At 71.8% G+C, this 23,450-nt stretch carries 25 protein-coding genes and 1 pseudogene; 16 read left to right on the top strand and 10 right to left on the bottom strand.

Features of this window, described 5'->3' with window-relative positions:
- Window positions 1–245: 245 nt before the first annotated feature.
- Window positions 246–863: a sigma-70 family RNA polymerase sigma factor gene (locus tag OG381_RS06875; protein WP_327715211.1), complete on the bottom strand. Its 618-nt coding sequence runs from the start codon at window positions 861–863 to the stop codon at window positions 246–248.
- 112 nt (window positions 864–975) lie between these two features.
- Here OG381_RS06875 and OG381_RS06870 point away from each other — a divergent pair, with 112 nt between their 5' ends.
- Complete coding sequence (locus OG381_RS06870) at window positions 976–2,001, top strand: MerR family transcriptional regulator (RefSeq protein ID WP_327715210.1); 1,026 nt, start codon at window positions 976–978, stop codon at window positions 1,999–2,001.
- A gap of 26 nt (window positions 2,002–2,027) precedes the next feature.
- On the opposite strand, the gene OG381_RS06865 is transcribed toward OG381_RS06870, so the two are convergent.
- Window positions 2,028–3,401: a cryptochrome/photolyase family protein gene (locus OG381_RS06865; protein WP_327715209.1), complete on the bottom strand. Its 1,374-nt coding sequence runs from the start codon at window positions 3,399–3,401 to the stop codon at window positions 2,028–2,030.
- 49 nt (window positions 3,402–3,450) lie between these two features.
- On the bottom strand, window positions 3,451–4,980 hold the full coding sequence (locus OG381_RS06860; RefSeq protein ID WP_327715208.1) for an SDR family oxidoreductase: 1,530 nt from the start codon (window positions 4,978–4,980) through the stop codon (window positions 3,451–3,453).
- Between the two features lie 91 nt (window positions 4,981–5,071).
- Between OG381_RS06860 and OG381_RS06855 the strand changes: the two genes are divergently transcribed.
- From OG381_RS06855 to OG381_RS49610, 7 genes and pseudogenes are all read left to right on the top strand, one after another.
- Window positions 5,072–5,578 (top strand): MarR family winged helix-turn-helix transcriptional regulator, encoded by a 507-nt coding sequence (locus OG381_RS06855; protein ID WP_327715207.1) that lies wholly within the window; start codon window positions 5,072–5,074, stop codon window positions 5,576–5,578.
- A gap of 117 nt (window positions 5,579–5,695) precedes the next feature.
- A complete protein-coding gene (locus tag OG381_RS06850) occupies window positions 5,696–7,768 on the top strand; it encodes an MMPL family transporter (RefSeq protein WP_327715206.1) in 2,073 nt (690 codons plus the stop codon).
- A gap of 101 nt (window positions 7,769–7,869) precedes the next feature.
- Window positions 7,870–8,055: a hypothetical protein gene (locus tag OG381_RS06845; RefSeq protein WP_307034601.1), complete on the top strand. Its 186-nt coding sequence runs from the start codon at window positions 7,870–7,872 to the stop codon at window positions 8,053–8,055.
- A 245-nt stretch (window positions 8,056–8,300) separates the two neighbouring features.
- Window positions 8,301–8,966 carry a hypothetical protein gene (locus OG381_RS06840; RefSeq protein WP_327715205.1) on the top strand — a complete coding sequence of 222 codons (666 nt, stop codon included), beginning with the start codon at window positions 8,301–8,303 and terminating at the stop codon, window positions 8,964–8,966.
- Between the two features lie 158 nt (window positions 8,967–9,124).
- Window positions 9,125–9,739: a sigma-70 family RNA polymerase sigma factor gene (locus OG381_RS06835; protein WP_443061880.1), complete on the top strand. Its 615-nt coding sequence runs from the start codon at window positions 9,125–9,127 to the stop codon at window positions 9,737–9,739.
- 195 nt (window positions 9,740–9,934) lie between these two features.
- Entirely contained in the window at window positions 9,935–10,156 is a 222-nt protein-coding gene (locus OG381_RS49615) for an ATP-binding cassette domain-containing protein (protein ID WP_443061879.1), read from the top strand.
- 10 nt (window positions 10,157–10,166) lie between these two features.
- Window positions 10,167–10,260, top strand: a pseudogene (locus OG381_RS49610) (ATP-binding cassette domain-containing protein); the annotation flags it as partial.
- A 151-nt stretch (window positions 10,261–10,411) separates the two neighbouring features.
- On the opposite strand, the gene OG381_RS06825 reads toward OG381_RS49610, so the two are convergent.
- The gene (locus tag OG381_RS06825) at window positions 10,412–11,320 is read right to left on the bottom strand and encodes a LysR family transcriptional regulator (protein ID WP_327715204.1); all 909 of its coding nucleotides are present in this window, start codon (window positions 11,318–11,320) and stop codon (window positions 10,412–10,414) included.
- A gap of 138 nt (window positions 11,321–11,458) precedes the next feature.
- On the opposite strand from OG381_RS06825, the gene OG381_RS49605 reads away from it, so the two are divergent.
- The 6 genes from OG381_RS49605 (at window position 11,459) to OG381_RS06800 (ending at window position 16,991) form a co-directional block, all read left to right on the top strand.
- Window positions 11,459–11,542, top strand: coding sequence for a putative leader peptide (locus OG381_RS49605; RefSeq protein ID WP_350955400.1), 84 nt, complete (start codon window positions 11,459–11,461; stop codon window positions 11,540–11,542).
- Window positions 11,543–11,664: 122 nt separating this feature from the next.
- Window positions 11,665–12,774, top strand: a complete 1,110-nt coding sequence (gene sfnG, locus OG381_RS06820; RefSeq protein WP_327715203.1) for a dimethylsulfone monooxygenase SfnG — start codon at window positions 11,665–11,667, stop codon at window positions 12,772–12,774.
- 13 nt (window positions 12,775–12,787) lie between these two features.
- On the top strand, window positions 12,788–14,005 hold the full coding sequence (locus OG381_RS06815) for an acyl-CoA dehydrogenase family protein (RefSeq protein ID WP_327715202.1): 1,218 nt from the start codon (window positions 12,788–12,790) through the stop codon (window positions 14,003–14,005).
- A gap of 58 nt (window positions 14,006–14,063) precedes the next feature.
- Window positions 14,064–14,618, top strand: a complete 555-nt coding sequence (gene ssuE / locus OG381_RS06810; protein ID WP_307034614.1) for an NADPH-dependent FMN reductase — start codon at window positions 14,064–14,066, stop codon at window positions 14,616–14,618.
- A gap of 5 nt (window positions 14,619–14,623) precedes the next feature.
- Entirely contained in the window at window positions 14,624–15,808 is a 1,185-nt protein-coding gene (locus OG381_RS06805) for an SfnB family sulfur acquisition oxidoreductase (RefSeq protein ID WP_327715201.1), read from the top strand.
- 37 nt (window positions 15,809–15,845) lie between these two features.
- Window positions 15,846–16,991, top strand: a complete 1,146-nt coding sequence (locus OG381_RS06800; RefSeq protein WP_327715200.1) for an LLM class flavin-dependent oxidoreductase — start codon at window positions 15,846–15,848, stop codon at window positions 16,989–16,991.
- Here OG381_RS06800 and OG381_RS06795 read toward each other — a convergent pair.
- A complete protein-coding gene (locus tag OG381_RS06795) occupies window positions 16,988–17,338 on the bottom strand; it encodes a nuclear transport factor 2 family protein (RefSeq protein WP_327715199.1) in 351 nt (116 codons plus the stop codon). The two genes, OG381_RS06800 and OG381_RS06795, sit on opposite strands and share 4 nt — an antisense overlap.
- On the bottom strand, window positions 17,335–18,393 hold the full coding sequence (locus OG381_RS06790; protein ID WP_327715198.1) for an acyl-CoA dehydrogenase family protein: 1,059 nt from the start codon (window positions 18,391–18,393) through the stop codon (window positions 17,335–17,337). Before OG381_RS06790 ends, OG381_RS06795 begins: the two co-directional genes overlap by 4 nt.
- A 98-nt stretch (window positions 18,394–18,491) precedes the next feature.
- Between OG381_RS06790 and OG381_RS06785 the strand changes: the two genes are divergently transcribed.
- On the top strand, window positions 18,492–18,848 hold the full coding sequence (locus OG381_RS06785) for a YciI family protein (RefSeq protein WP_327715197.1): 357 nt from the start codon (window positions 18,492–18,494) through the stop codon (window positions 18,846–18,848).
- On the top strand, window positions 18,848–20,014 hold the full coding sequence (locus tag OG381_RS06780) for an RNA polymerase sigma factor (protein ID WP_327715196.1): 1,167 nt from the start codon (window positions 18,848–18,850) through the stop codon (window positions 20,012–20,014). Before OG381_RS06785 ends, OG381_RS06780 begins: the two co-directional genes overlap by 1 nt.
- On the opposite strand, the gene urtE is transcribed toward OG381_RS06780, so the two are convergent.
- The 4 genes from urtE to urtB are packed head-to-tail and all read right to left on the bottom strand — an operon-like array spanning window position 20,004 to window position 23,435.
- Complete coding sequence (gene urtE, locus OG381_RS06775; protein ID WP_327715195.1) at window positions 20,004–20,696, bottom strand: urea ABC transporter ATP-binding subunit UrtE; 693 nt, start codon at window positions 20,694–20,696, stop codon at window positions 20,004–20,006. The two genes, OG381_RS06780 and urtE, sit on opposite strands and share 11 nt — an antisense overlap.
- Window positions 20,696–21,457 (bottom strand): urea ABC transporter ATP-binding protein UrtD, encoded by a 762-nt coding sequence (urtD, locus tag OG381_RS06770; protein WP_327715194.1) that lies wholly within the window; start codon window positions 21,455–21,457, stop codon window positions 20,696–20,698. Before urtD ends, urtE begins: the two co-directional genes overlap by 1 nt.
- Window positions 21,454–22,542, bottom strand: a complete 1,089-nt coding sequence (gene urtC / locus OG381_RS06765) for an urea ABC transporter permease subunit UrtC (RefSeq protein ID WP_327715193.1) — start codon at window positions 22,540–22,542, stop codon at window positions 21,454–21,456. Before urtC ends, urtD begins: the two co-directional genes overlap by 4 nt.
- A complete protein-coding gene (gene urtB, locus OG381_RS06760) occupies window positions 22,539–23,435 on the bottom strand; it encodes an urea ABC transporter permease subunit UrtB (RefSeq protein WP_046259270.1) in 897 nt (298 codons plus the stop codon). Before urtB ends, urtC begins: the two co-directional genes overlap by 4 nt.
- Window positions 23,436–23,450 lie beyond the last annotated feature (15 nt).

Here is a 23,450-nt window from a genome sequence, read left to right as displayed (position 1 = left end):
AGATGTCCGAGCTAAGAGGTGGTGGCCTCCGGGGAGCACCGACTCTCCCCGGAGGCTGTCGAGGAACCGGAGGGGGACGGTCCGGCCGGTGCGACCCGGTCGGCCGATTCCTCGACGCGTCCCTTCTTCTGGAGCGGTCCCGGCGACGGATGCAGGGTCGGGGTCCCGAGATGTCGACTGCCGTGTGCTTCATGCATGCAACGTTTCTGCGTCGAAAGAGCGTGCGGCTCAGGCCGCGGAGGTACCTAGCCGAACGCCTCGTCACGCAGGCGGCGGTGCAGCAGGTGGAGTCCGCGCCGCGCGTGGCTCTTGACCGTGCCCAGCGGCCAGCCGGTGCACTCCGCGATCTGCGCCTGGGTCAGGTCCTCGTAGAAGGTCAGCTTCAGGACCTTCTGCTGGGCCGAGGGCAGCTTCGCCAGCTCCTGGCGGACGACGACCCGGTCCAGCACCGACTCGGTCTGCCGTACGGAAGGATCCGTGAGCGGCAGCGGCAGGGTGGCGCCGACGGCGGCGAGGAGGTCGGTGCGGCGGGTCCGGGCGGTGAGCGCGTCGGCGATCTTCCGCCTGGTGATGCCGATGATCCAGCCGCCGAACGCGCCCCGCTCGGGACGGAATCCGCCGCGGCCCCGCCACACCCCGAGGAACACCTGCTGGGTCACGTCCTCGGCCTCCCTGGGGTCCCCCAGGGAACGCCAGGCGAGTGTGTGCACCAGCGTCGACCACCGGCGATAGGCCGCTTCCAGGCATGCCTCGTCGCCGGCGACCAGACCGCGGGCGAGTTCCTCGTCGGCGTACGACTCCTCCACCGGGGCCCACCGGGGTGCGGTGGAGGACGGGAGTGTGGCGTTCCGCTGCTGGCTCATGCCGACCGCTCCTCACTCGTCGGGCGTCTTCCGGACGCGTCCTGTCAGCCATCGTGGAAGCGGTCGAGCAAGGTCATCAACTTGCATCGGTTCTGCGTCGTATAGTCGCCCCATGACTGAGCCGCCGGTCGAACCAGGACCCCAGGTCCTACCGGGACCGCCCGCGGAGACCGCCGACGTGCCCCTGACGACCGGTGCGCTGGCCCGGCGTCTGGGGGTCTCGCCCACCACGCTGCGTTCCTGGGACCGCCGGTACGGCATCGGGCCCGCCGTGCGCGCCGACGGACGTCACCGTCGCTGGAGTCCCGCGGACGTCGAGGTGCTGGAGAGGATGTGCCGGCTGACCTCGTCAGGGGTGCCGCCGGCCGAGGCCGCCCGCCTCGCCCGGCGGGCGACGGGCTCCCCACCGTCCGTCGTCGACGTCCCCGAACAGCCCCGTCCGCGTTCGCGGGCGGCGGGCACACTGCCGCTCGGCGATGTACGCCAGGAGTGCCGGGGGCTCGCGCGAGCCGCCGTGCGGCTCGACGCCCCCGCTGTCGAGCGACAGCTCGAGGCCGCCGTGGAGCAGTACGGCATCACCGGCGCCTGGCAGGAGGTGATGGTGCCCACGCTGCACGCGGTGGGGCGCAAGTGGGCGTCCTCCGGCGACCGTTACGTGGAGGTCGAGCATCTGCTGTCCTGGCATGTGTCGACCGCGCTGCGCCGGTACACACCCGCCGCACCGCAGGGCACGGCCTCCGCCGCCGGGCCGGTCGTCCTGGCCTGTGTGCCCGGTGAACAGCACACCCTGGCGATCGAGGCGCTCAACGCCGCGCTGTGTGAACTCGGCCTGCCCACCAGGATGTTCGGTGCGGCAGTGCCGGGAGAGGCACTCACCACCGCGGTACAGCGCCTGGGTCCCGTGGCGGTGTTCCTCTGGGCGCAGGCACGCTCCACCGCCAGCCTGCCCCTGGCCCGGCATGTCGCCGACACCTCATGGGGGGTCAAGGGCGCCCGGCGCCGGCCCTTGGTCGTGGTGGGCGGACCCGGCTGGTCAGGACCGGCGGCGCGGGAACTGCCGCGGCCACCGACCCTGCGGGACGCGGTCGCGGTCCTGTCCGGAGCGATCGCGACCGCGGGCACCGGCGAACGGCACTGACGCCCACAGGGCGGTGCGGGCTCGCCTCAGTCCAGTCCGCGGGCCCGCTTGAACCGGGCCAGGCCGTCGGACAGTTCGACCACCGGGTCCGGATAGTCGTCGATCGCCGCCCGGTCCAGGCCGCGCAGCTTCCACGGCTCGTGCACCGAGCGGGCGTCCAGGCCCGCCAGTTCGGGCACCCAGCGCCGGATGTACGCGCCGTCCGGGTCGTACCTCTTGGCCTGGGTGACCGGGTTGAGCACCCGGTTGGGCCGGGAGTCGGTGCCGGTGCCCGCCATCCACTGCCAGTTGAGCTGGTTGTTCGCCACGTCACCGTCGACCAGGAGCTCCAGGAAGTGCCGGGCGCCGACGCGCCAGTCGACGTACAGCGTCTTGGTGAGGAAGCTCGCGGTGAGCAGCCGGCCGCGGTTGTGCATCCAGCCCTCGTGCCGCAGCTGGCGCATCGCCGCGTCGACGACCGGGAAGCCGGTGCGTCCGTTCCGCCAGGCCTCGATGTCCTCGCGTGCCGACTCCTCGGACCGCCAACGGTCGTGCTTCGTGCGGTAGTCGGCGGTGGCGGCGGCCGGGCGCGCCGCGAGGACCTGCCGGTGGAAGTCCCGCCAGGCGAGCTGTCGTACGAAGGCCTCGGCGCCCGGTCCGCCCGCCTTGCGCGCCCGGTGGACCAGTTCGACCGGGGACAGGGTGCCGAAGTGCAGATGCGGCGAGAAGCGTGAGGTGGCATCGCCGGCCAGGTCGTCGTGACGGTCCTCGTACGAGGCGATGCCGGTGCGCAGCCAGGACGTCATACGGGACCGGGCCTCCTCCTCCCCGCCGGTCGCCAGCCCCTCCGAGAGGCCCGGCAGTCCGCCGCGGTCGGGCAGTCGCTCCGAGCCGATGCCGTCCGGGACCCGTAGCGCGCGCGGGGCCGTGACGGGTTCGCGCAGCCGAACGCCGCTCCAGTGCCGGAAGTACGGGGTGAACACGGCGAAGTGGTCCGAGGAGGCCGGTGCCACCGCGCCCGGCGGGACCGCCGAGGTGACCGTCTCGTGGACGTGGAGCCGTCGGCCCTCCGCCTCCAGCGCGCGTCTGAGCCGCTGTTCGCGGCGGTGCGCGTAGGCGCTGACATCGGCCGCCATGTGCACCTCGTCGGCGTCCGTCTCGGTGGCCACCTTGCACACCTCCTCGACGACGTCACCGGAGCGGATCACCAGGCGGCCGCCCCGTCGGCGCAACCCCGCGTCGAGGTCGCGCAGACAGTCGGCGAGGAAGGCCAGCCGGTTCGGCGCGGTGAACCCGGCGCCGGTCACCCCCCGGTCGCGCACGAACAGGGGGATCACCTGAGCGGCCTCGTGTGCGGCCCGCAGCGGCGGATGGTCGTGGAGGCGCAGGTCGGCGGTGAACAGGACGATCGAGACGGTCATGGTGCGAGCTCCGGGAGGGAGGGGTGAGGGTCGGTGCGGTGCGGGGCGGTCAGCCGGTGGGGGTGGGGCGGTGCGCGGCGGCGGCCGGGGTGCGGGCCGCGGTCCGTGCGATGTTGCGGGCCATCCCGCCGAACACCGCTGCGTGGAAGGGCGAGACGCTCCACCAGTACGCGTGTCCGAGCAGACCGCGCGGATGGAACAGCGCCCGCTGGCGGTAGCGGGTGCGGCCGTCGTCGTCGGTCTCCGCGCACATCTCCAGCCAGGCGAGGCCGGGCAGCCGCATCTCGGCCCGCAGCCGCAGCAGACGCCCGGGCTCGATCTCCTCCACCCGCCAGAAGTCCAGGGAGTCGCCGACCCGCAGCCGTGCCGCGTCACGGCGTCCCCGGCGCAGACCGACGCCGCCCACCAGCCGGTCCAAGCGGCCGCGCACAGCCCAGGCCAGCGGGAAGGAGTACCAGCCGTTGTCCCCGCCGATCCCCTCGATGACCCGCCACAGGTCCGCGCGCGAGGCGTCCACGGGCAGCTCCCGCACATCCGTGTAGAGGCTGCCGCCGGCCCAGTCGGGGTCGGTGGGCAGCGGGTCGCTGGGGGCGCCGGGGAACGACGCCGAGGACCAGCGCGTCACCACCTGAGCGTCGCGGACCCGCTGGAGGGCCAGCCGCACCGCCTCGTCGAAGCCGAGGGGATGACCGGGTGGATCGGGCACGTACCGGGCGATGTCGTGCTCGTGGCAGACGACCTCGTGACGCAGGGACTCGGCGAGCGGTCGCGCGATGGCGGCCGGCACGGGCGTCACCAGTCCGACCCAGTGACTGGACAGGCCGGGGGTGAGCACGGGCACGGGGAGGATGATCCGCCGCGGAAGCTCCGCGACGGCCGCGTACCCGGTCATCATCTCCCGGTACGTGAGGACGTCCGGCCCGCCGATGTCGAACGCGCGGTTGACCTCGGCCGGCATACGCGCGCTCCCGACGAGAGCGCGCAGCACGTCCCGCACGGCCACGGGCTGGATCCGGGTGCGCACCCAGCTCGGCGTCACCATCACCGGCAGCCGCTCGGTCAGATAGCGCAGCATCTCGAAGGACGCGGAGCCCGAGCCGATGACGACCGCCGCCCGCAGGACGGTGGTGGGCACCCCGGAGGCCATCAGGATGCGGCCCACCTCGGCCCGCGACCGCAGATGCGGCGACAGCTCCCGCTCGGGCACGCCCTTCGGGGTGAGTCCGCCCAGGTAGACGATCCGCCGTACGCCCGCGGCGCGGGCCTGCTCGCCGAAGATCCGGGCCGCGCGCCGGTCGGTCTCCTCGAAGCCGGCGCCCGTGCCGAGCGCGTGGACCAGGTAGTAGGCGACGTCGATCCCGCGCATGGCCTCGGCGACCGCGGCCCCGTCCAGGACGTCTCCGCGCACCACCTCCGTCTCGCCCGCCCACGGATAGTCGCGCAGTTTGCCGGGGGACCGGGCCAGGCAGCGCACCCGGTGCCCCTCGGTCAGCAGCTCGGGGACGAGCCGGCCTCCGATGTATCCCGTAGCGCCGGTCACCAGGCAGCGCAGCCCGGGTCCGGTGTCCTCGGCGTTCATCTGTCCTCGGTCCTCCGTGTCGACGTCCCCCCTGTGATCACTTCCACCGGCGGAGCCGTAACGGATGCGGTCGTTTCTATAGGCTGCTCGCGTGGCCACAGCAGACGACCCGGACCAGCGCGCGACGACGGCCGGACCTCCCACGGTTCCCACGGGGACCGATCTTCAATCGCTCGCCGTGCAGCTGCGGCGGATGAACGGCGAGATCAACCGTCTGGTCCACGGGTTCGCCGGGGAGCACGGACTGCACGCCACCGATGTGCAGGCGCTGGCGGCGATCCTGGACGCCGACGGACCGATGACGCCGGGGCGGCTGCGCGCCCACCTGGGGCTGACCTCCGGGGCTGTCACCGCCTGTCTGGACCGGCTGGAGGGCGCCGGCCACATCCGCCGTGTCCGGGAGAGCAGCGACCGGCGCGTGGTGCACCTGTACTACGCCTCCGACGCCAGGGTCGCGGCCCGCACCTACTTCCGTCCTCTGGCCAGGGCCGCCGAGCAGGCTCGCGCGCGCTTCACGGAGGAGGAACTCGCCGTGGCGGCCCGCTTCCTCGCGGCGATGAACGAGGAGATGTCGACGCTCAGATCCTCCGGGTCCTGAAGTCCTTCAGGACCGAAGAACTTCGCGTCAGCTGCATCCAGGGACCCCCTGCCCACAGAAAGCTCAATGATTGAGATTGTTTATCGTTGAGATACCTGTTCATCGACCGGGAGAACCATGTCCCTCACCCCGCGGCGAGGCCGATTCCTCGTGCCGCTCCTTCTGCTCGTCGTCTGGCTCGGCATCGGCGGCGCCCTGGGCCCCTACGCCGGACGGCTCGGCGAGGTCGCGACCAACGACCAGGCCGCCTTCCTGCCGCGCAGCGCCGAATCGACCGAGGTCATCGCCGCCCAGCGGGCCTTCCGGCAGGACGAGTCGCTTCCGGTGATCGTCGTCTGGACCGATGAGCGGGGCGGGCGGATCCAGGACCGCCGGGCCACGGCCGGACGTGCGCTCGCCTCCCTCGGCGACCTGCCGGGCGTGGTCGGGGACGTGTCGCCCGCGCTCGTCTCCAAGGACCGCGAGGCCCTGCAAGGCGTCGTACGGCTCAGCCCCGGCCTCGGCGACCGGCTGCCCGACACCCTCGACCGTGTCCGTGCCGCCGCCGAGCGCGTCCCCGGCAGCACCGTCCGGCTCGCGGGCCCCGCCGCCACCCAGGCGGACCTGTCCGAGGCCTTCGCCGGTATCGACGGACTGCTCCTGGCCGTCGCCCTGGTCACCGTCCTCGTCATCCTGCTGCTCGTCTACCGCAGCGTGCTGCTGCCCCTCGTGATCATCCTCGGGGCAGTCTTCGCGCTCGGCCTCGCCTGCGCCGTGGTCTACGTGCTCGCCGACCACGACATCGTCAGGGTCGACGGCCAAGTCCAGGGCATCCTGTCCATCCTGGTCATCGGCGCCGCCACCGACTACGCCCTGCTGCTCACGGCGCGCTACCGGGAGGAACTGGCCGAGCGCACCGACCGGTTCGCGGCCGCGCGGGCCGCGCTGCGGCAATCGTGGGGCGCGATCGTGGCCAGCGCCGCCACCGTCGCCCTCGGGCTGCTCGCCCTGCTGATCAGCGACCTCACCAACAACCGCGCGCTCGGGCCGGTCGGCGCGATCGGCATCGGCTGCGCCGTGCTCAGTTCGCTGACCTTCCTGCCCGCGGTGCTCGTCCTGCTGGGCCGCTCCGCGTACTGGCCGGCCGCCCCGCGCCCCACGACCGCCGGTCAGGGTGTCTGGCGGCGCGTCGCCGCCCTGGTCGACCGCGCGCCCCGCAAGGTATGGGCCGTGAGCCTCGCGGGACTGCTGGCCTGCGCCGCCTTCGCCCCCGCGCTCAGCTCCCGGGGCGTCCCGCTCGCCGAGACCTTCGTGGACGGGGCACCCTCGGTGACCGCGCAGCAGACGCTGGCCCGGCACTTCCCCGGCGGCTCCAGCAACCCCACCGTCGTCATCGCCGACGCCGACCGCCTCGACCGGGTCGTCCGGACGGCTCTCTCCACCGAGGGCGTCGCCGCGGCGGCGGGTGTCACGGAGTCCGGGCGTCCCGGCGGTGACGCGCTGGTCGTCGGCGGCCGGGTACGCGTCGACGTCACGCTGGCGTCCGCCGCCGACAGCGACGCCGCCAAGGAAACCGTGGCCCGGCTGCGCACGGCCCTGCACGCGGTGCCCGGCGCGGACGCCCTCGTCGGCGGCTACACGGCCCAGCAGTACGACACCCTGCGGACGGCCGAAAGGGACCGCACGCTCATCGTCCCCGTGGTCCTCGTGATCATCCTCGTGATCCTGACGGTCCTGCTGCGCTCCCTGCTGCTGCCCGCCCTGCTGGTGGCCACTGTGGCGCTCAACTACCTGGCCACGCTGGGCGTTTCGGCCCTGGTCTTCCCGCACGTGTTCGGCTTCGGCGGCACCGATCCCTCCGTGCCGCTGTACGGCTTCGTGTTCCTCGTCGCCCTCGGCGTCGACTACAACATCTTCCTCATGTCGCGGGTGCGGGAGGAGTCCCTGCGGCACGGCGTGCGCCAGGGGGTGCTGCGCGGTCTGGTCGGCACCGGGGGCGTGATCACCTCGGCCGGTGTGGTGCTCGCGGCCACGTTCGCCGCGCTCGGGGTGATCCCGCTGGCGTTCCTGGCGCAGATCGCCTTCATCGTCGCCTTCGGGGTGCTCCTCGACACCCTGGTCGTGCGCTCACTGCTCGTACCCGCCCTGGCCCGCGATCTCGGGGCCGTCGCGTGGTGGCCAGGGTCAGGCGCCTTCCCTGCCTCCAAGTGACCGGCTCCGTCAGACGGGTTCGGTTCGGTGGGGCATGGACACGTCGGTTACGGGCAGGCGAATTGCTACGACGCTCAGTCGTCGTTCAGAGTCGAAGACCGATGCTGGAGGTGGCTGCCGCTATGGGCGCGAAGGTGTTGGAGCGGTTTCCTGCGGGGGCTCCGCGCGGATCGTGGCCGGCGGAGGAGTACGCGGCCGAGCGCCGCGAGGAGGGTGAACCGGCGACAGTAGTCATGGACTTGAAGTCGGACGCGTTTCTGGTCGTGGTCCCGGCGGAGGGGGACTGACCCCGGCGCAACACCCAACTCGCGGGCCTCGGGTGCGGTGTCCCCGTCGTTCGTACAACTGAACATGCCCGGCGTGCCCCGCCGGGAGGTCCTCGAGCCCGTCCACCGCGTCGCGGTGGACGGGCCGGGTTCGTGAGCGGGCGTAACGCATGCCCGTGGGTGGTAGCCATCCCGTGTGAGCGGAGCGGGGGCGATTTCCGTACCCCTGTCCGACGACCCGGGCCCGGATGCGAGGATGAGGCGCCATGACTGCAGGGTGGTGTTCTCGCACGGTACGGGCCGCGGTGTTCGCCGCCGTCTGTGTGCTGCTCGCCGCCCTGGGCCACGCGATGATGTCCGGCAGTGACGTCCCGGTGTGGGCGCTGGCGGCCGGAACGGTCGTGACCGGCGGCGTGGGGTGGTGCCTGGCGGGCCGCGAGCGCGGGCTGCCGCTGATCGTGGCCGTCGTGGTCGCCGCACAGACCGGGCTGCACTCGGCCTTCTCGCTCGCCCAGTCGGCGACCGGGGGCGCGGGTGCCACGGGGCACGACATGGGGTCGATGGACATGGGCGCCATGCACATGGGCTCGATGCACATGCACTCCATGGACCCCATGGATACGAGGCACATGGATCACGCGGGCGACTCCATGACCGGCTCGACATCCCTCGGCATGCTCGCCGCCCACCTGCTGGCCGCGTCGCTGTGCGGGTTGTGGCTGGCGTACGGCGAGCGGGCCGCGTTCCGCATCCTGCGGGCCGTGGCCGGATGGCTGGCCGCACCGCTGCGGCTGCTGCTCGCCGCTCTGCCCCTTCCTCCGGAGCGGCCACGCGTCCGTGCGCACCGGCCTTCCTCGGACCGGGTGCCGCGGCTCCTCCTCGTCCACGCGATCACTTCTCGGGGTCCGCCCGTGGGGACCGCTGTCGTCTGACGACAGCCGGTATCCCCGAGGCCGCCCCTCAAGGCGCCTCGGGCCTTGGCCGTACGCCGCCCACGCAGGGTGTCGTACGCCCGTCTCCCCACGCACCGGACCGCCCGCGCTCTCCACGCGCCCAGGTCCGGATCACGGATGACCGAGAAGGACACCAAGTGATCACTTCTGCCCTGTCGGCCGCGCGCGAGAACCACGACGCGGCGATGTCGATGGACGAGTCGATAACCGCGTGGGCGCTGGCCGCCCGCGGAGGTGACGCGGACGCGGTCGAGCACTTCGTACGCGCCCTGCACCTCGACGTGACGCGCTATGTCGCCCACCTCTGCGGCGACCCGCAGGCCGCCGACGACCTCGCCCAGGACACGTTCCTGCGCGCGCTCGGCAGCCTGCACCGGTTCGAGGGCCGTTCCTCGGCCCGCTCCTGGCTGCTGTCCATCGCCCGCCGCGCGGTGATCGACAGCTACCGGTACGCCTCGGCCCGGCCCCGCCTTTCCGACGTACCGGACTGGCAGTTGGCCGTCGAGAACGCGCAGCCGCGGGACCTGCCCGGCTTCGACGACGGCATCGCGCTGCTGGACCTGCTGGAGTCGCTGCCGGACGAACGCCGTGAGGCGTTCATCCTCACCCAGCTGGTGGGCCTGCCCTACGGGGAGGCGGCCGAGGTCAGCGACTGCCCCGTCGGCACCGTCCGCTCCCGCGTCGCCCGCGCCCGGACGGCCTTGATGGACCTGCTGGACGAGTCGGAGCGGCCCGCCCTGCAGGCGGTCTGAACGACGGAAGAGGGCGCCGGTGCCGAGCGGTGAACCCCGGCACCGGCGCCCTGCCCGGGTGACGAAGCACCCCTCCTGACCCTGTTCGGACGTCGACTCAACGCCCTGCTCACCGGCACTCCTGGGCGGCACTTACCTGCTCGGCGCCCCCTTCTTCCTGGGGCTGCTGCGCCGCTGCAAGGGCCTGGATACCGTATGCAACTGACCGTGGACCAGCTCCACATCACCCTGGACCGCACACCGGTCCTCCGCGCCGTGAATCCGGAGGCGGACAAGCGGGACACCGTCGGGCTCGTCGGCCCCAACGGCAGCGGCAGGTCCACCCTGCTGTGCACCGTCCACCGCTCCCTGCGGTCGGCCGACGGCGTGGTCGGAGTGGGCGGCGACGACGTAGGGGAACTGTCTCGCGGACCGTGACCACGCCACCCTCTCCGGCGGCGAACGCCAACGCGTCCTGCCGGCCCGCGCGCTCACCCAGCGACCCCGGCTCCTGGTCCTGGACGAACTCACCAACCACCTCGGCATCCGCGCCCGCTTCGAGCTCCTGGACCTGATCCGCAGCACCGGCGTCACCAAGGCGGTCCTCACGACCCATCAGCTACGCCGCTCAGCCGCTCGCCCACGAGAAGTCCGCCGCACGATATTCGTGATCGCCTTCCCACTCCCGGACGTTCAGTCCCCTGAGACCAGCTCCCGGGCCCGCGCCACGAACGCGTCGTGCAGGTCCTGGACCGCGCGCGGCACCGGGTCCGCGCGGCGGCGCTGGAGCATCAGCAGGACCCGGGTCGAGTCGTCGGTGAGCGGGCGGTGGGTGAGCGCGCCGCCACGGACCAGAGGATCGTCCACGACGCTGAAGTCCGGCAGCACCGTCACACCGAGCCCCTCCGCGACCATCAGCTTGCCCATCTCGGCGCCGTCGGTGGAGTACGAGAACGAGGGCGCCCTGCCGTCCAGCAGCCGGTGCACATAGCGGTGCATGACATAGCCCGAGCGCATCGCGATCAGCGGCGTGTCCAGGAGGTCGGTCACCGACAGCGCGGTACGCGAGGCCAGCGGACTGTCCGGACGCAGGCACACCACGGGGCGGCCGCGCAGCAGCTCCGTGCTCTCCAGCTCGGCCGGCACGTCGTCGCCCTCCAGATGGTTCACCAGGCCGAGATCGAAACCGCCCTCGGACAGCGCCCGGTGGATGTCGCTCTGCTGGGCGCCGACCACCTCGACCTGGGTCACCGGATGGCCGGCGCGGAACTCCCGCACCGCCGGGATCAGCAGCGGCACGGTCGCCGCGTTCACCGTCCCCACCCGCACCATCCGGCTGATGCGGTGCTGCTCGCCCGCCGCCGACCGCAGCCGGTCCACCGCGTCCAGGACGTTGATGATGTGCGGCAGCAGCTCCCGGCCCTCCGCGCTCATCGTCGCGCCCGAGCGTTTGCGCTCCAGGAGGTCCACGCCCAGCTCACGTTCCAGATTCCGCACGGTCTCGCTCAACGCGGGCTGGGAAAGGCGCAGTTCCTCCGCGGCCCGGCGCAGGGAACCGAGCCGGGTCACCGCGGCGATGTATTCGAGCTGTTCGGTCCGCATGGCAGGAAGAATGCGGCGCATTTCCCGGCGTGTTCAAGGGTTTCCCTGTCACACCTTCGTGAAATTCAATGGTCCGCGATACGAGACCGGTCGGGTTTACCTTGACGGCCCGGACCGGCGGCTGTCACGATCGAGAACATGATGATGCGACTGGACCTCACGCGGCGACGCCATGTCGACCTCGCGCGCGTCTCCAGCGCCTCCTGTTGCCCCGCGGCCTGATCACTCCCTCGAGATCCGCCGCGCTTTTCGCTCTTCACGCCTGAATTCAACGCGTCCGCGTTCCCTTTGACGACCTCCTTGAATTCGGCGTGCTCGAAAACATTCCGCAACTGGAGTTCCGCATGCCCGCAGAGCCCGTGAAATTCGCCTACTGGGTCCCCAACGTCAGCGGGGGACTCGTCACCAGCAAGATCGAGCAGCGCACCGACTGGGGCTACGACTACAACCGCGAACTCGCCGTCCTCGCCGAGAACAACGGCTTCGACTACGCGCTCAGCCAGGTCCGCTACATGGCCAGCTACGGCGCCGAGTACCAGCACGAGTCGACCAGCTTCAGCCTCGCCCTCCTCCTCGCCACCCAGCGTCTGAAGGTCATCGCCGCCGTCCACCCCGGGCTGTGGCACCCCGGCGTGCTGGCCAAGCTCGGCGCCACCGCCGACCACCTGTCCAACGGCCGCTTCGCCGTGAACGTCGTGTCCGGCTGGTTCAAGGGCGAGTTCACCGCCCTCGGCGAGCCCTGGCTGGAGCACGACGAGCGCTACCGCCGCTCCGAGGAGTTCATCACCGCCCTGCGCAAGATCTGGACCGAGGACCACACCGAACTCGCCGGTGACTTCTACCGGCTGCGCGACTTCTCCCTCAAGCCCAAGCCGCTCAACACCCCCGAGCGCCCGCACCCGGAGATCTTCCAGGGCGGCAACTCCAGCGCCGCACGGCGGATGGCAGGCCGGGTCTCCGACTGGTACTTCTCCAACGGCAAGGACTTCGACGGGGTCGTCGAGCAGATCGAGGACGTCCGCAAGTCCGCCGCCGAAGCCGGCCGCACCGCACCGAAGTTCGGCCTCAACGGCTTCCTCATCGCCCGTGACACCGAGGCCGAGGCCCGCGACACCCTCCGGGAGATCGTCGCCAAGGCCGACACCGAGGCCGTCGAGGGCTTCGGCAACGCCGTGAAGCAGGCCGGCCAGTCCACCGCCGACAAGAAGGGCATGTGGCAGGACTCCTCTTTCGAGGACCTCGTCCAGTACAACGACGGCTTCCGCACCGGGCTCATCGGCACCCCCGAGCAGATCGCCGAACGGATCGTCGCCTACAAGAAGCTCGGCGTCGACCTGCTCCTCCTCGGCTTCCTCCACTACCACGAGGAGGTCGAGTACTTCGGCAAACGCGTCCTGCCGCTGGTGCGCGAACTGGAGGCCCAGCTCCCCGAGTCCGTCCCCGCCCAGGTCTGAGGAGGTCACCGACATGAGCACCGTCACCAACACCGACTGGCACAACCGTCCCGCGCCCGAGAGCGCCCAGGACTGGATCGCCCGCGCCGCCGACGTCGCCGCCGTCCTCGCCACCGACGCCGCCGCCCGCGACCGTGCCGGCGCCACCCCCCACGCCGAGGTCCAGCTCCTCAAGGACTCCGGCCTTGTCACCCTGCTCGGCCCCACGGAGCACGGCGGCGCGGGCCAGGACTGGCCGACCGCGTACCGCGTCGTCCGCGAGGTCGCCAGGGCCGACGGCTCCATCGGCCAGCTCCTCGGCTACCACTACCTGTGGAACTGGGCCGCCCGTCTGGTCGGCACCCGCGAACAGTGGCAGCACGTGGAGGCCGAGGCAGCACGCAACCGCTGGTTCTTCGGCGGCGCCGTCAACCCGCGCGACAAGGACGTGACCGTCACCGAGGACGGCGACGACCTCGTCTTCACCGGCCGCAAGACCTTCTCCACCGGCAGCAAGGTCTCCGACGTCACCGTCCTGGAAGGCGTACTCGAAGGCACCGACGACCACGTCTTCGCCATCGTGCCCTCCGACTCGCCGGGCCTGACCTTCCACGACGACTGGGACAACATCGGCCAGCGGCTCACCGAGAGCGGCGGCGTCACCCTCGATGGTGTACGCACACCGTGGTCGTCGGCGGCCGGATACGTCGACAAGGTGTTCCAGCCGCGCGTCTACAACACCCTGAACGTCCCCACCATCCAGCTGATCTTCGTCAACTTCTACCTGGGCATCGCGGGCGGCGCCCTGGAGACGGCCGCCGCCTACACCCGTGAGAAGTCCCGCTCCTGGCTGCACGGCGGCCACGAGCGCGCGGTCGACGAGCCGTACGTCATCGACATCTACGGCGACCTCACCGCGAAGCTCTGGGCGGTCGAGGCGCTCGCCGACACCGTCGCCGCCGAGGGGCAGAAGCTGCACGACGACCCCGACGCGGTCACCGAGCAGACCCGCGGCGACTTCGAGGTGCGGGTCGCCGCCGTGAAGGCGCGCGCCACCGACGTCGCCCTGGAGATCTCGAACCGGATCTTCGAGGTCACCGGAGCCCGCTCCACGGCCAGCGCCGAGGGTCTCGACCGGTTCTGGCGCAACGTCCGCACCCACACCCTGCACGATCCGGTCGCCTACAAGCGGCGCGAGGTCGGCCGCTGGGTCCTCGAGGGCGAACTGCCCGAACCCACCTGGTACTCCTGACCGCTTCCCCGGGGGCGCCCGCCGTGTGCGGGCGCCCCGCTCCCCGAAAGAGGACCGCATGGCCACCGTCCTGTCCGTCTCCGGCAGCCCCTCCGCCTCCTCCCGCACCAACCGCCTGTTGCGCCACCTCGACCAGCGGCTGGCCGCACAGGGCCACCAGGTGATCCCGCTCGACGTCCGCACCATCCCCGCCGAGGCCCTCCTCGGCGCCGACTTCCAGCACCCCGCGATCGTCGAGGCCACCGAGCTCTTCGCCCGCGCCGACGGGGTCGTCGTCGCCACCCCGGTCTACAAGGCGTCCTACTCCGGAGTCCTCAAGGCCCTGCTGGACCTGCTCCCGCAGTATGCGCTCACCGGCAAGACCGTGCTTCCGCTCGCCACCGGCGGCACCACCGCCCACGTCCTCGCCATCGATTACGCGCTGCGCCCGGTGCTCAACTCCATGGGCGCCGCCCACATCGTCCAGGGCTGGTTCACCCTCGACAAGGACATCACCGTGCACGAGGACGGCACCCTCAGCGTCGTGGCGACCAGCACCGAGGCCCTGACGCAGGTCGTCGACCAGTTCTCGGCGGCCCTGGGCCGCACCCCGGTCCTGGCCGCGGCGAGCTGACCCGGATGACCGCCCATGTGATCGCCGACGACGCGGAGGCCCTCGCCGTCGCGGCTGCCCTGGCCGAGGAGTTCCGCGCGGGAGCCTCCGCACGGGACGCCGAACGCAGGCTGCCGCGCGCCGAGTTGGACCGGCTCTCCGCGTCCGGCCTGCTGGCCGTCACCGTTCCCGCGGAGCACGGGGGAGCGGACGTCGGCCCGCTGACCCTCGCCGAGATCTTCCGGCTGCTGGCCGCGGCCGACGCCAGCCTCGCGCAGATCCCGCAGAGCCACTTCGCCTACGTCAACGTGATCCGCCGTCAGGGCACCGAGGAGCAACGGAAGTTCTTCTTCGCCGAACTCCTCTCCGGCCGCCGCCTCGGCAACGCCCAGTCGGAGGCCGGCACCCGGCACGTCCAGGACATCCGCACCCGCCTCACGCCGCGACCCGACGGCTCGTACGTCCTCGACGGCGTCAAGCACTACTCCACCGGCGCCCTCTTCGCGGACTGGATCCCCGTGCTCGCCCGCGCCGAGGACGACAAGCTCCACGTCGCGTACGTGCCCCGGGACGCACCCGGCGTCACCGTGATCGACGACTGGGACGGCCTCGGCCAGCGCACCACCGCCAGCGGCACGGTCCGCCTCGAAGGCGTCGAGGTCCCGGCCGACCGGGTCCTGCCCCATCACCTCACCTTCGAGGGCCCCCAACTACACGGCGCCGTCGCCCAGTTGCTGCACGCCGCCATCGACACCGGGATCGCCGGGGGAGCGCTGGCGGAGGCGGCGGAGTTCGTACGGACGAAGAGCAGGCCGTGGTTCGAGAGCGGCCTCGAGACGGCCGCCGAGGACCCGCTGCTGATCCAGCGCTTCGGTGAACTCGCCCTCCAGGTAAGGGCGGCTGAAGCGCTGCTGCGGGAAGCCGCGCGTGCCGTAGAAGCGGCGCAGGCCGACCTGACCGACGACTCGGCGGCCGAGGCGTCGATCGCCGTGGCCGCCGCCAAGGTGCGGGCCGCCGAGGCGGCTGTCGAGGTGGCGAGCGCGCTCTTCGAGGTCTCCGGCACTCGCTCGGCCCTCAACTCCCTGAACCTGCACCGTCATTGGCGCGACGCCCGCACACACACCCTGCACGACCCGACCCGCTGGAAGATCCAGCACATCGGCCGGTACGTGCTCAACGGCACCAGGCCGCCCCGCCACGGTCTGCTCTGACCCCGAAGATCCCGAAGCCCTGATCGGAGACCCCCACGTGTCCCTCACCTTCCACTGGTTCCTGCCCACCAACGGGGACAGCCGCCATGTCGTCGGCGGCGGCCACGGCACCCCGGCCACCGTCTCCGGGCGCGACCGGCCGCCGACGGTGGCCTATCTGAGCCAGATCGCCCGCGCCGCCGAGGACCTCGGTTTCGTCGGCGCGCTCACGCCGACCGGCGCCTGGTGCGAGGACGCGTGGCTGACCACCGCCATGGTCAGCCAGCACACCGAGCGGTTGAAGTTCCTGGTCGCCTTCCGCCCCGGATTCGTCTCACCGACCCTCGCCGCGCAGATGGCCTCCACCTTCCAGCGGCAGAGCGGCGGACGGCTCCTGCTCAACGTCGTCACCGGCGGCGAGAGCCATGAGCAGCGCGCCTACGGCGACTTCCTCGACAAGGACGACCGCTACCGCCGTACCGGCGAATTCCTCGAAGTCGTACGCGGGTTGTGGGAGGGCAAGACGGTCGACCTGAAGGGCGAACACCTCCAGGTCGAGGACGCCAAGCTCGCCCGGGTGCCCGACCCCGTCCCCGAGGTGTACTTCGGCGGCTCCTCGCCGATCGCCGGCGAGATCGCCGCGCGGCACGTCGACGTGTACCTGACCTGGGGCGAGCCCCCGGCAGCGGTTGCCGAGAAGATCGCCTGGATCCGGGGGCTCGCCGCGAAGCACGGCCGCACCCTGCGCTTCGGCATCCGGCTGCACGTCATCACCCGCGACACCTCCGAGCAGGCGTGGGCCGAGGCGAACCGGCTCCTTGCGGGCTTCGACCCGGACACCGTGAAGTCGGTCCAGGCCGGACTCGCCCGCAGCGAGTCCGAGGGGCAGCAGCGGATGCTCGCCCTGCACAGCGGAGGCAACCGCGACGGGCTGGAGATCCACCCCAACCTCTGGGCCGGCATCGGCCTGGTCCGCGGCGGCGCGGGCACCGCCCTGGTCGGCAGCCACGACGAGGTCGCCGAGCGGATCAAGGAGTACCACGCCCTCGGCATCGACGAGTTCGTCCTCTCCGGCTATCCGCACCTGGAGGAGGCCTACTGGTTCGGCGAGGGCGTCCTGCCGCGGCTCGCCGCCCAGGGGCTGTGGCAGCACCCGTTCGAGAAGCCGGCCGCTCCCTCGGCACAGGTGCCGTTCGCGAGCTAGCGGCTGCCGCCGACCTCGCCGCCGAAGAAGACCTGCACCTCACGGACGAGTCCGTCCCGGACGGTGATCGCCTCGACATTGCGGTACCGGCCGCCGGTCGTGAGCTCGTACTCGTAGTGGACGAATACGAGCTCCCCGTCTGCGGGGACGACGTGCAGCAGTCGCTGCTCCGCGAACCGGTCCGCGGTCGGGAAGCACCGCTCGAAGAAGGCCGCCTTGTCGATGTGGTCGTCCCGCGGACTGGTGAAGGTGAAGTCCTCGGCGTAGAGCGCGAAGGCGGCCTCGCGGTCCTGTGAACGGTAGTGGCGGAACGCCGCTTCGACGACGGCGGTCGGGCTGGTGTTCATTCGGCCTCCCGGGTCTGTGTCAGTGCGTCGAGATGCGCCCCGCGCACCGGCGACGTCTGCCCCTGCACCAGCAGGAAGAGTCCCTCCCGGGCCAGCCGCTGGGCGGGATGGCGTACGTCCATGGTGCGGCCGCCCCCGGCCACGACCGCGGCGGTCGTGGCGGCGCGCATGAGGTCGTACGAGCGGGTCTTGAGTGCCAGGCGTTCCTCGACGCGCTCGTGCGCGACGGGGTGGTCGGCCAGCTCGTACGCCCGCCGCCGCACCTCGTCGACCTGCCCGCGCAGTTCACGGGCCGCCTCCGCCTCCCCGGCGTCCTCCAGCACACGCAGCGCGGCGTACGCCACCCCGAAGACCGCCGGGGACGTGTTGGTGCTCCGGGGCAGGTCGACGAGGGCGAACCTCTCCCGCGGGGTGCGCAGGACCACGCTCTCCTCGGGCAGCCACAGTCCGTCCAGCTCCAGGGAGACCGTACGGGCGGCCGTGAGTGCCGCCAGCCGCATCGGCTCCGAGGCCCGCAGGCCCGGCTGCTCACGGGCGTCGGCGAAGGCGAACACGATCTCGTCGGAGTCGGTCACGCCCGCGAGCAGCATCACGTCGTTCAGCCCCCAGCCCGTGTACCAGGGCACCGTTCCGTCGAACCGCCAGCCGTCCCGCTCCGCCCTCGCCCGCACGGGGACCCGGGGGAACGAGCGGACATGGGCGTACGCGATCCCGGCCAGCAGCTCGCCGGTCGCCAGGGGGCGCAACAGCCGCTCCCGGAGCGGGCTTGCGGACTTCGCGAGCATCCGCACCGGAGTGTGGTGCTGGGTCTGCACGAACCAGGTCGAGCAGCACGCCCCGGCCAGGATCTCCTGGATCTCCCGCGCCACCGGGTCGGGGGCGCCCGCCCCGCCGTACTCCCGCGGCGCGCTCACCCCGAGCAGCCCCGACCGCCTGATCTCCGCGACATGACTCACGGGCACCTCCGCCAGGTCGACCCGCGCCGCCTGCGGGGCGAGGAGGCGGTCGGCGAGCTCCTGGGTGCGGACGACGAGCGGGTGCGGTGCCATGGTCATGGAAAAGATTCTCCCGATGTCGTCGTGCGCGGTGTCGATCCGGGGGTGAGCCGTTCGTGTAGGAGCTGAGAGAACGACACGCCACCAAGGAGGACGTCATGCAGTACTACCTGCTCAGCGTGATCACCCCGACCGACGGAACACCGCCCGGACCCGAGGCCATGGCGGAGATCGTCCGCAACCTCGACACCTTCCACGCGGAACTGCGCGAGGCCGGCGCCTGGGTCTTCGCCGGGGGACTCCACGGCCCCGACACGGCCACCGTGCTGCGTCCCGGGGACGGCGACGTCCTGATCACCGACGGACCGTACGCCGAGGGCAAGGAGTACCTGGGCGGCATCTGTCTCATCAAGGCCCCCGACCTGGACGCGGCCCTGGAATGGGGCAAGAAGGCGGCCCGGGCCACCATCTTGGCCATCGAGGTGCGCCCGTTCATGCACCAGGCAGAGGAATGATGCCGGCGCCCGTCGACGTCGAGGCCGTCTTCCGAGCCGAGTACGGCCGGGCCGTCGCCGTCCTCGTCCGCTTCCTCGGCGACATCGACCTCGCCGAGGAAGCGGTCCAGGACGCCTTCACCACGGCCGTCGGGCGCTGGCCGGAGACCGGAGTGCCGCCGAGCCCGGCCGGCTGGATCATCACCACCGCCCGCAACCGCGCGATCGACCGGCTGCGCCGCGAGGCCAAACGGGACGGCCGGCACGCCGAGGCCGCCCTCCTGCACACCCCTGACGCGCCGCCCGAGGAGGGCCCCGTGCGCGACGAACGCCTCCGTCTGATCTTCACCTGCTGCCATCCCGCCCTCGCGCCGCAGGCCCGGGTCGCCCTGACCCTGCGCCTGCTCGGCGGGCTCACCACACCCCAGATCGCCCGCGCCTTCCTCGTCCCCGAGCCGACCATGGCGCAGCGCCTGGTCCGCGCCAAGGCGAAGATCCGCGACGCCCGGATCCCGTACCGCGTGCCCCGCGACGCCGACCTCCCGGACCGGCTGCGCGGGGTCCTCGCCGTCGTCTACCTGATCTTCAACGAGGGCTCGGCCGACCTGTGCGCCGAGGCGATCCGCCTCGGCCGCCTGCTGACCGACCTGATGCCGGACGAGCCCGAGGCCACGGGCCTGCTCGCCCTGATGCTCCTCGTCGAGTCCCGCCGGGCGGCGCGGCAGGACGGCGAGGGCGTGCTCGTGCCGCTGCCCGAGCAGGACCGCGGGCGCTGGGACCGCGAGCTCGTCGCCGAGGGGCAGGATCTCGTACGACGGTGTCTGCGCCGCAACCAGCCGGGGCCGTACCAGATCCAGGCCGCCATCCAGGCCGTCCACAGCGACGGGCCGCCGACGGACTGGACGCAGGTCCTCCAGCTGTACGACCAGCTGACGGCCCTGGCCCCCGGCCCGGTCGTGGCCCTGAACCGGGCGGTCGCCGTGGCCGAGGTCGAGGGACCGCGCCCGGCACTCGACCTCGTCGACACCCTCGACCTCGACGGCTACCACGTCTTCCACGCGGTCCGCGCCGACCTGCTGCGGCGCCTGGGCCGGGACACGGAGGCGGCGCAGGCCTACGAGGCCGCCGTCGCCCTGGCCGGGAACCCGGCGGAACGCGCCTGGCTCGCACGCCGCCTCACACGCTGAGCGCCTCCCGCACCGCGAGCTCCGACTCCTTGCCGCCCTCGCCGAAGGACGTGACCCGCCCGGCCTCCAGGACGTAGTACTTCTGCGCCGCCCGCATCGCGAAGCCGACGTGCTGCTCGACCAGCAGCACCGACAGTCCGCCCCGGGCGGCCAGCGCGAGGATCGTCTCCTCGATCTCGGCCACCACCGACGGCTGGATGCCCTCGGTCGGCTCGTCGAGGAGGAGGATCCGAGGCTCCGTCACCAGGGCTCGGGCGATGGCAAGTTGCTGCCGCTGACCGCCGGAGAGCAGTCCCGCCCGTCGGCCCGAGAGGGTTCGCAGCGCGGGGAACAGGTCCAGCGCCTCGGCGATCGCCTCCTTGCCGCGTCGACGGCCGTCCGCGACGAGCTGAAGGTTCTCCGCGGTGGTCAGGTGCGGGAACGACTGCTGCCCCTGCGGGACGTACGCCATCCCCCGCGCGACCCGCTCGTGCGGCTTGCGACGGGTGATGTCCTCACCGTCGAGACGGATCGTCCCGCTGCTCGGGGTGAGCAGACCGACGGCGGCACGCAGCAGCGTGCTCTTGCCGGCGCCGTTGTGCCCGAGCACCGCGGCCACGCCGTCCTTCGGTACCTCGACCGACACCCCGTGCAGGACCGTGCTGCGGTGGTAGCCGACGCGGACGTCCTCGATCTGCAGCATCACGCCTCCTGTACGACGGCAGGGACGGCCTCGGTCACCGCGTGCCCGAGGTACACCTCCTGCACCTTCGGGTCCGCCTGCACCTGGGCCACCGTGCCCTCGCTGAGCACCTTGCCGGCGTGCAGCACGCTGACGCTGCGCGCGAAGGAGCGCATGAAGTCCATGTCGTGCTCGATGACGACGACGGTGCGCTCCTCGCTGATGCGCTGCAACAGCTCCCCGGTCGCCTGCCGTTCGTCGTGGCTCATACCGGCCACCGGCTCGTCGAGGAGCAGCAGCTTCACGTCCTGCACGAGCAGCATGCCGATCTCCAGCCACTGCTTCTGGCCGTGGGCGAGGATTCCGGCGGGGGAGTCGGCGAGATCCGTGAGCCCGACGGTCGCCAGCGCCCTCGCGACGGGCTCCGGGACGTCCTTGCGGCGCCGCAGCATGGTCCACATGCTCCGGCCGGCGCCCGCCGCGATGTCCAGGTTCTGCAGGACCGTCAACTCCTCGAAGACGGTGGCCGTCTGGAAGGTCCGCCCGATCCCGGACCGCGCGATCCGGTGCACGGCACGCCCCAGCAGCTCCTGGCCGTCGAACCGCACCGAGCCCTGCGCCCTCACCAGACCGGTGACCGCGTCGACGAGGGTCGTCTTGCCCGCGCCGTTGGGCCCGATGAGGAAGCGCAGATCACCCGGGCTGACATCGAGATCGACCCCGTCGACGGCGGTGAACCCGTCGAAGGTCACCCGCAGTCCGCGTATCTCCAGCTCGCTCATGCTGCCTCTCCCACGGGAACGACGGTCGGCTTCTTCTCGGTGGTCGCCTTGCGTCGCCGTACGAGGACCGCCAGGGAGGCGAGTCCGCCCGGCAGGAAGGCCAGCGCCACGATGAACAGCAGCCCCTGGAAGTACGTCCAGGCCGCCGGGAACTCCTCCGACAGCGCGGTCTTGGCCCACGCGACCGCGACCGCGCCCAGGACCGCGCCCACCAGGCTGGCCCGGCCGCCCACCGCCGCGCCGATCACGAACTCGATGGACGGCACGATGCCGATCAGCGCCGGCGAGATGATGCCGACCGCCGGCACGAACAGCGCCCCCGCGAGGCCCGCCATACCGGCGGCGACGACGTACGCGACGAGCTTGACGTTCGCCGGGTCGTACCCCAGGAAGCGCACCCGCTCCTCGGAGTCCCGTACGGCGACGAGGAGTTCGCCGTACCGGCTGTTGATCAGCTGGCGGGCGATCACGATCAGCAGCAGCAGGGCCGCGGCGATGACGAAGTACACCATCCGCTGGTTGACCGGGTCGTCGAGGCTGTAGCCGAAGAAGCCCTGGATGTCGGTGAGTCCGTTGGTGCCGCCGGTGGTGGCCTGCTGGCCGATCAGCCAGATGGCCAGCGCCGCGGCGAGGGCCTGGCTGAGGATCGCGAAGTAGGCGCCCTTGACCCGGCGCCGGAAGATGAACAGACCGAGCAGCGCGGCGACGGCCATCGGGAGCAGCACGGTCGCCGCGAGGGCGAACAGCGGGTTCTCGAACGGCTTCCACCACCAGGGGAGTTCGGTGGCCGTGCCGTACAGCTGCATGAAGTCGGGCAGGTTGCCCGGCCCGGCATCGGCGATCTTGAGATGCATCGCCATGGCGTAGCCGCCGAGCCCGAAGAACACCCCCTGCCCGAGCGTCAGCAGCCCGCCGCGGCCCCAGGCCAGACAGACGCCGACGGCGACCATGGCCGTGCACAGGTACTTGGCGAGCAGCCCGAGCCGGAAGTCGGACAGCGCGAGCGGAGCGACGGCGAAGAGGAGGACGGCGGCCCCGGCGAAACCCGCCCACGCCCGTGCCGAGCGGCCTGTCAGGAGGTTCATACGAGACTCCTCGTACGCAGCGTGTACAGCCCCTGGGGCCGCCACTGGAGGAACGCGACGATGGCGACGAGCACCAGCACCTTGGCGACGCTGACGGTCGTGGAGTACTCCAGGACCGACTGGAGCACGCCCAGCACGAAGGCGACGATGACCGTGCCCTTGAGCTGTCCGATGCCGCCGACCACGATCACCAGGAAGGCGTCGATGATGACGTTGGTGCCCATCGTGGGCCCGATCGGACCGACCAGCGTGAGCGCGACCCCGGCGACCCCCGCGAGCCCGGAGCCGATGAAGAAGGCCGTACGGTCCACGGTCGAGGTCGAGATGCCGGACACCTCGGCCAGGTCCCGGTTCTGCACCACGGCCCTGATCCGGCGCCCCAGCGAGGTCAGCCGCAGCGTCAGCGACAGCACGACCACGGCCGCCACCGCCAGTCCCAGGATGAACAGGCGGCTGTTGGCGAAGGTGAGCGGGTCGTCGCCGCCGATGACGGTGATGTTCCCGGTGAGGACGTCGGGCGCGCGGGTCTGGACATTGGGCGCGCCGAAAATGTCCCGGGCCAGCTGCTGGAGCATCAGCGAGACGCCCCAGGTGACGAGAAGAGTGTCAAGTGGCCGCAGATACAGGCGCCGTATCAACAGCCATTCCAGCAACGCGCCCAGCGCGCCCGAGACGAGAAATGCGACGGGAAGTGCGACCAGCAGTGAAATTCCCGCGCTGGAAATGGACTTCTGCAGGACGTATGTCGTGTAGGCGCCCGCCATGATGAACTCGCCGTGGGCCATGTTGATGACGTTCATCTGGCCGAAGGTGAGCGAGAGGCCGAGCGCGATGAGCAGCAGGACGGCACCGATGCTGATGCCGGTGAAGGTCTGACCGAGGATCACGGTCATACGGCGGCTCCGGAG

The organism is Streptomyces sp. NBC_00490, assembly GCF_036013645.1.
Lineage (GTDB): Bacteria > Actinomycetota > Actinomycetes > Streptomycetales > Streptomycetaceae > Streptomyces > Streptomyces canus_F.
The sequence above is the reverse complement of the archived record's forward strand: the minus strand, read 5'-3'. Positions and strand labels throughout refer to the sequence as shown.